The organism is Nitratidesulfovibrio sp. (assembly GCF_040373385.1).
Lineage (GTDB): Bacteria > Desulfobacterota > Desulfovibrionia > Desulfovibrionales > Desulfovibrionaceae > Cupidesulfovibrio.
This window is the reverse complement of record NZ_JBDXXH010000011.1, coordinates 113,921-121,428: the sequence shown is the minus strand read 5'-3', so window position 1 is coordinate 121,428 and position 7,508 is coordinate 113,921. Positions and strand designations below refer to the sequence as shown.

Genomic DNA, 7,508 nt, shown 5'->3' with positions numbered 1-7,508 from the left:
TTTCGGCCAGCTTGCGCACCTCGTCGGCCACCACGGCAAAGCCGCGCCCGGCGTCTCCGGCGCGGGCCGCCTCGATGGCCGCGTTCAGCGCCAGCAGATTGGTCTGGTCGGCAATGTCGCTGATGACGCCCATGATGCGGCCAATGCCCTCGGCCCGGTCGCCCAGGTTGCCCAGGCTGCGGGTAAGCTCGCCCGCGTGGCGGCTGACCTCGTCGATGGCCGCCACCACGGATTCCACCACCCCGGCGCCTTCCTGGGCCGTGGCGCGCGCCCTGTCGGCGCTGCCCGCCGCGTCGGTGGCGTTGCGGGCCACCTCCAGCACGCTGGCGTTCATCTGCTCCATGGCCGTGGCCGCTTCCGACGTGCGTTCGCGCTGCACGTCGGTCCCGCGCGACGACTGCTCGATCTGCGCGGCCAGTTCCTCGGACGCGGCACTGACGCGCATGACGATGACGTCCAGTTGTTCCGCAGCCTGCAACATGCCTTCGCGGCGGGCGGCTTCCGCGCGCAGCTTGGCGGCTTCGGCCTCCTGCACGGCGCGTTCGGCGCGGCGGGTCTGTTCCTCTGCCTCGGCGGTCTTGTGGTCGGCGGTGGCGATCATGTCGCGCAGGTTGCCCACCATGGTGCGCAGGGCGTCGGCCAGTTCGCCGATCTCGTCGCGGCGGGTCAGTTCGAAGGTGCGCCCCAACTCGCCGCTCGCCACCGCCTGGGCATAGGACACGCTGGAGCCGAGGGCCCGCGTCACCCCGCGCACGATGCCGAACACCACCAGGCAGACCAGCACGATAGCCGCGCCGCCGGTGGCCATGGCCGCGTTGCGGATGCCCGTCACCGCCGTGGCGATATCCGCCGCGCTGACGTTCACCGCGATGATCCAGCCGGTGGTTTCGTTCAGGGTGAACGCGGCGGCCTTGTGCTGGCCCTCGTAGTCGTATTCCAGGGTGCCGGAGCGCTGGGCGATGAGCTTTTTGCCCCAGTCAAGCTCCTTCAGGTCGAGCTTCAGCAGCAGGTCCTTCTTGGGGTGCGCGGCCAGCTTGCCGGAGCGCGCCACCAGGAAGGCGTAGCCGTTTTTGCCCACCTTCACCGGGTCCACCAGCCGGGCGGACAGCACGGCCAGGTCCACCGGCGCGGACAGCACGCCCAGCACCTTGCCGTCCTTGCGGATGGGCACGGCCAGCACGAACACCGGCGCGTTGCTGATCTTGCTCATGAAGGCATCGGTGATGGTCGTTTCGCCGCGCATCCCGTTGCGGAAATAGTCGCGTTCGGCAAGGTTGTCGCGCCCCACGCTGTCAGCGCGGGTACTGGCGACGACCAGTCCGTCGGGTCCGATGACGTTGACGGCCTGCAACACGGGGTTGGCTTCCACGATATCGCGCAGGGCGGCATTGGCGGTGGACACGGGGTCTGGGTCGGTGCCCCCCGGCATGAGCACGCCGGTGACGTCCGCCGACTTGGCCTGCGAGGTAAGGGTGGTGCGCAGGTCGCCCACCCGTTCGGTGAAGCCCAGGCTGGCCGTGGCGGCGATTTCGCCGGCGGTGGAAAGATAGCTGCCCCACAACGCGTCGGTGGCGTTGCGGTAGGACAGCGCACCCGACGCGGCCATGGCCAGCACGACCACGCCCACGATGGGCAGCAGGAACTGCGCGCGCAAGTTCAGTTTCATGAAGTTCCCCTCTGGGGGGTTGCGGTGGACCGTCGCGACTGCCCGTCCCCCCGGAAAGACATGGCGCGATGCGGACATGAAGCCCCGTTGCCGGGGCGTTGGTGGACACGGCGGAGTGTGTGCCACGGCGTACGGCCCACGCCCGCCATGACGGCCAGACGCTCCGGCGTGACCGGGGCGCCCGCGTGCCGGCGGGGAATGCGCACGAAACCGGGCGGGCACCGCTGGTGCCCGCGCGTGACGATGCGGGAATGCCGAAGTGGAACGTCCGGCTATGTTTGATCAAGCAAACAATTTGCCGGAAGCTCAATTCCCCCGAGACGGGGGGAGGTGGGACGGATGCAAGGCGGCCCGGCTGTCTGCAAGAGACCCGTGGCTTTCCGTCCCTGCCTCGCGGCAGGTTTGGCATTTGTCTCGCAAATCCAGCACTGCGGCATATCGCTTTTGCTGTCAATAAAATTGTAACCATACCGTTACAAATGTTCATGGGGGCAGTGTCAGGGGCTGTGAGTATATTGACAAGGGTCAGTTTCTTGATGGGTTGATTGCATGTGAGGCATGTTGCCGTGGTCAAGCGAGGGATGACTGACGGAGGCCTTGCCCCATGGTGCACCTCGGATGTGCATGCATGTCCAGATAACCGGAAGGTCACTGCCAGGCCGTGGCCGGGGAGGACGCGGTGAGGCAATCCCCGGATGGCCATTGTTGCAGGCATGACAGTGCGATGCCCTCGCCTGGGGTGTTACCCGTGGGTGGCCGGATGGTGCCGCAGGCGCAACGCCAGCGTGTACGCAATCGGAGCCTTCCGCTGCGAACAGGCGGCCCAAGCGCATGCGCGTTCACGATGCATCCGGGGGGCGTTGGCATTTTTTTCTCGGCACCAGAATTGCAAGATGCGGCGAGTCTGGCCTGGCATCATGCGCGGTGACGCAAGCCCGTCCCGGAAGCATGACGCCGCCGGTGCACGCAAGCCAACTGCATGAAACCGGGTACCTGCTGCGGTGGCTTGCCACTGGCATCGTCAGTTTTTTGGACAGTACCAGGCCATGTTGCGCAGCACTGCGGCGCGACGCTGGCGGCGGACGTTCTTGTCGGGTCGCAGTGCAGGCTTTTGGGCGCGCTCATGGGGCGCCGCATCGGCATGGAGACTTCCCATGGCGGTGCGGGCCGAGACGAAGTACGAGGCGTGTTGGCCCAATGGCGCAGGACGTGCGTGGGCGCAGGGGACACAATGCCATTTCCGGAGGCGGAATTGATCGGACTCATCGGCTACGGCCTTGTGGGAAGCAGGCTGGCCCGCAGCTTCAGTGGGTTGGGGGTCCTGTCCATGGTCTGCGACTCCAACCCGGAAGCCCTGCGTCACGCCGCTACGGCACTGCCGGGCATCGTGGTGGTGGGGGACGAGGATGCTCTTCTCGCCGATCCTCGCGTGCGGGCCGTCGTCATGTCTCAGCCGGTTGCGGGGCACATGTCTTTCGCCCGCAAGGTGCTCGAGACGGGCAGGCACCTGTACGCGGCACCGTCCGCAGCGTTCGACGTCGACGACTGCCGCAAGCTTCAGGAACTGGCGACCGCCCGTGGCATGGTGTTCACCCCGGGTTTTCTTTCGCAACACGACCCCGGCGTGGCTCGTCTTGCCGGGCTGGCACAGGACGGATCCCTGGGGCGTGTCGTTTCCGTCGTGGCCCGTACCGTGGCCGCGCCGGAAACGGAACCGGAGTGGGGCGATCCTGCTGCCGAAGATATTGCGGCCATCCTGCGCATCGTGGATCACGTTCCCGTCGTATTGCCACCCGCAGAGCGGGGCGAATCGCAGGGCGACGTGACGGTGCTGGCCTTTCCTTCCGGACCCGTGGCGCACGTTTTTGCCCCAAAGCCGGGAAGCCAGCCCATGCGCGAGATCGTGGTCGTGGGTGAAGCGGCCACTGCCGCCTGGCGTATCGACGCCATGGGGCAAGGCGTGGTGACGGTTTCCGGGGGCGTATCGCGGGAGCGGGTCGAGTTTCCCCGCGAAAGCGCCCTGGAACAGGCTTGCGCGGCGTTTGTCGATGCACTGCGCGGGGCAGTACCGCCTTCCGGCGACAAACCGTGCTGGTTGAAGGCTCTCGATGTGCTGACGACCCTGCGCGAGCGTGGCAATGCACGGCAGGACAAACCCGATACCAGCGGTTGGGCGCAAGACGCGTTCGTGCATCACACCTCGGTGGTGGATGAGCGCGTCACGCTGGGCGAGGGGGTGCGGATATGGCACTTCTGCCACATCCTGCCCGATTGCCGCATAGGTGCCCATACCAACGTCGGGCAGAACGTCATGATCGGGCCCGGCGTCACCGTGGGTGCGCGCTGCAAGATACAGAACAACGTTTCGGTCTACCCCGGTGTCACCCTGGAGGATGGGGTGTTCTGCGGGCCGAGCATGGTTTTCACCAACGTGCACAATCCCCGCGCCACCATCCCGCGCATGGACGAGGCCCGCGCCACGCCCGTGCGCACCGGTGCGACCCTGGGCGCCAACTGCACCATAGTGTGCGGCAACGAAATCGGCCCTTACGCCTTCGTGGGCGCGGGGGCCGTGGTCACGCGGCCCGTTCCTTCCCATGCCCTGGTCGTGGGCAACCCGGCGCGCCGTGTCGGCTGGGTTTGCCGCTGCGGCGTGCGGCTTGATCGGGAATTGCAGTGCCCGGCCTGCGGCGCCCGGTACGAACATGCAGGCAGCGGTTTGCGCGGCGCACCGGGCGCCACACCGGAAACGCGCGACGCCACGAGCCCGGAGGGCCACCCATGATTCCGTTCATTGATCTCAAGGCGCAATTCGCGGCCAATGAAGCGTCCATTCGTGCCCGCATGAACGCCGTGCTGGCACACGGGCAATACATTCTCGGCCCGGAGGTCGCGGAACTGGAAGGCCGCCTTGCGGCATATTGCGGCGTGCGCCATTGCGTCGGATGCGCTTCAGGCACGGACGCCCTGCAACTCGCCCTCATGGCCGAATCCATCGGTCCCGGCGATGCGGTCATCACCACCAGCTTTTCCTTCATCGCCACGGCAGAGGTCATCGCGTTGCTGGGTGCTCGTCCGGTGTTCGTGGACATTGATCCCCTGACCTGGAACCTCTCGCCAGCCGGCCTGGCCGCGTGCCTTGAAGACTGGAACCCCGCGTGGGGCCGCCCCCGGGCCGTCATTGCCGTTGACATGTTCGGACTGCCGGCTGCGTATGCCGAACTGGCGTCCATCACGCGCGAGCACGGGCTTCTGCTCATCGAGGACGCCGCGCAGGGCTTCGGGGCCGCCATCGGGGGGCAGGTCGCCTGCTCGTTCGGCGACTATGCCGCCACCAGCTTTTTCCCCGCGAAGCCGTTGGGCTGCTACGGTGATGGCGGCGCCGTCTTCTGCAACGACCCCGACAGGGCAGGCCGCCTGCGCTCCCTGCGTTTTCACGGCAAGGGTGGGCACAAGTACGACAATGTCCGCATTGGGATCAATTCGCGGCTGGATACGTTGCAGGCCGCGGTGCTGCTGGCCAAGCTGGATGTCTTCGACGCGGAACTCGCCGCACGCCAGCGTATTGCCCGAGCGTATGAAGAGACCCTGGATGGTGCCGGTATCATTCCGCAACGCGTTCCGCACGGCTGCCGAAGCGCCTGGGCGCAGTACTCCTTCCTGCTGCCGCCTTCCGTCGTGCGCGCCGAGGTGCAGGAGGCGTTGCAGGCCGCAGGCGTGCCCAGCATGGTGTACTACCCCATCCCCCTGCATCTTCAGACCGCCTTTGCCCACCTTGGCTACGGAGGCGGTGACCTGCCGACGAGTGAAGAGGTAAGCCGACGGATTCTCAGCCTGCCGATGCATCCCTACATGACCGGGGACGACGCCGACAGCATAGCCCGCGCGCTGATGGCCGCCCTGGCCTGAGCGCACGCAACCCAGCAGCTTTGCGCCCCATGCGGGCGGCGACAGGATGTCCACGATGACCGAGCACTCTCCGACCCCCTTGCGGGTCATGCAGATATTCTCGACCTACAAGAATTTCATCGACGTATTCTACGCCCAGTCGCCCGAAATGGCCCTGCGCGACAGCGGAACACAGACGGACGCGCTGTACCGCTACGGGTTCTTCGCCCCGCACTGCGTCACGCCCCATACCACGGAGCTGGGCTGTGCGTCCGAGCTTACCTTTTCCAACGCGGAGCCCCTGCAACGTGCCTGGATAAAGGAGCAAGGGCTTGCAGCGCCCGGAAAGGAACAATGGGAAGCTGACATCATCCGCATGCGGGTGGACGCCTTCAAGCCGGACATCCTTTACGTGTACAGCCCGTACACGTTCAACGGCGCCCTCCGGGACAGCCTGAAGCACCAGCCGCGCCTTGTCGTCAGTTGGCGGTGCGCCACGGTGCGTACCAACTGGGACTGGTCGGGGGTCGATGTGCTGCTCACCAGCTTGCCCAGCATCATGGAGCAGGCGCCCAGGCTGGGAGCCCGTGCGGTTGAAATGTTCTCGCCGGGCTTTCCGCTGAGCGCGGTGCGGGATCTGTCGGCCATTCCGCAGGATACGGACGTCGTCTTCGTGGGTACCCTGACGGGGACGCGCCGCATCGCCATGCTGGATGCCGTGGCCAAGGCCGCGACACAGTACGGATTTTCACTGTCGCTGCACCTTTCGGGCAACTTCAGCAACCTGACCCCGGCCATGGTGCCGCACCTCAAGCCCGCCGTCTTCGGCATGAACGCCCTGCGCTGCCTGCGGCGTGGACGCATGGTGCTCGACTCGCGCACTCCCGTCTTTCTTTCGGACAGGCATGGCTACCCCATCGAGGATATCAGCCAGGACGACAATTGCAGCATGCGTCTGTTCGAAGCCACGGGGTGCGGTGCGTTGGTGCTTGCGCTGGACGGCGTTTCCCGTTGGTTCGAGTGGGACAAGGAAATCGTGGCGTACAAGGACAACCAGGAACTGGTGGACAAGATTCGCCATTACCTGGCCCATCCCGAAGAGCGCGATCGCATCGCCGCCGCCGGGCAGCGCCGCTGCCTGGAAGACTACAACATGAAGCGCAACGCGCAGCGGTTCCTGGACATCGCCGAAAAGCACATGGCAAACCCCGCGCCCCGGCAGCGGCACATGGAAGTGGTGTCTCCCAATACGCCCAAGCAGTGCGATGCCGCATCCATGTGTGGCGAGATATTCGCGAACGAGTACCTTCGGGGTCTCGGGTGGTTTTCCAGCTACCAGCGGCAGGCCATCGTGGACGGGAAGGGCGCCCCGCTGCCATGGCTCACCTACCCTGCGGTGGAGTTGCTGGAAGAACGTGCGCCATATGGCGGAAACGTTTTCGAATTTGGTTGCGGCAGCAGTACGTTGTGGTGGGCCAGGCGGGCGCGCCGTGTTGTCGCCGTGGAGCACGACGAAGCGTGGTTCACTACCATGCGGGCACAGTTTCCTGCCAACGTCAGGCCGATATTCCAGCGCCTCGAAAGGGGTGGGGACTACTGCAAGACGTTGCGCAATATTCGCAACATCAAGTTCGACGTCATCGTCATCGACGGGCGCGATCGCGTCAATTGCGCGTACAACTGCCTTGAATCCATTTCTGAAACAGGCGTGATCATTTTTGATAACACGGAGCGGGACTACTACATGCCCGGGCGGGAATATCTGAAAAAGGCAGGGTTCAGGGAGTTGCGTCTTCCCGGCCTTGCTTCGATGGTGTTGCAGACAGCGAGTTGCACGTCCATCTTCTATCGGGACGGAAACTGCCTCGGCCTGTAGTGCTCCGCTGCACGCGCGGCCCCCTTCCGGCAAACGCGCAGCCAGCCATGAACGCGGCACGAACACAGCGTGTCGCAA

General features: G+C 65.6%; 4 protein-coding genes and 1 riboswitch. Of the genes, 3 read left to right on the top strand and 1 reads right to left on the bottom strand.

Going from position 1 to position 7,508, the window contains the following annotated elements:
• Positions 1 to 1,666 (bottom strand): methyl-accepting chemotaxis protein (locus tag ABWO17_RS15900; RefSeq protein WP_353120251.1); only part of this gene is annotated, 1,666 nt, incomplete at its 3' end.
• A gap of 342 nt (positions 1,667 to 2,008) precedes the next feature.
• Positions 2,009 to 2,083, bottom strand: a riboswitch (cyclic di-GMP riboswitch).
• A gap of 835 nt (positions 2,084 to 2,918) precedes the next feature.
• On the opposite strand from ABWO17_RS15900, the gene ABWO17_RS15895 reads away from it, so the two are divergent.
• From ABWO17_RS15895 to ABWO17_RS15885, 3 genes are read left to right on the top strand one after another with little or no spacing between them, the layout of a single operon-like run.
• Entirely contained in the window at positions 2,919 to 4,451 is a 1,533-nt protein-coding gene (locus tag ABWO17_RS15895; protein WP_353120249.1) for a Gfo/Idh/MocA family oxidoreductase, read from the top strand.
• A complete protein-coding gene (locus ABWO17_RS15890; RefSeq protein ID WP_353120247.1) occupies positions 4,448 to 5,575 on the top strand; it encodes a DegT/DnrJ/EryC1/StrS family aminotransferase in 1,128 nt (375 codons plus the stop codon). Before ABWO17_RS15895 ends, ABWO17_RS15890 begins: the two co-directional genes overlap by 4 nt.
• 55 nt (positions 5,576 to 5,630) lie before the next feature.
• Positions 5,631 to 7,430, top strand: coding sequence for a glycosyltransferase family protein (locus tag ABWO17_RS15885; RefSeq protein WP_353120245.1), 1,800 nt, complete (start codon positions 5,631 to 5,633; stop codon positions 7,428 to 7,430).
• Positions 7,431 to 7,508 lie beyond the last annotated feature (78 nt).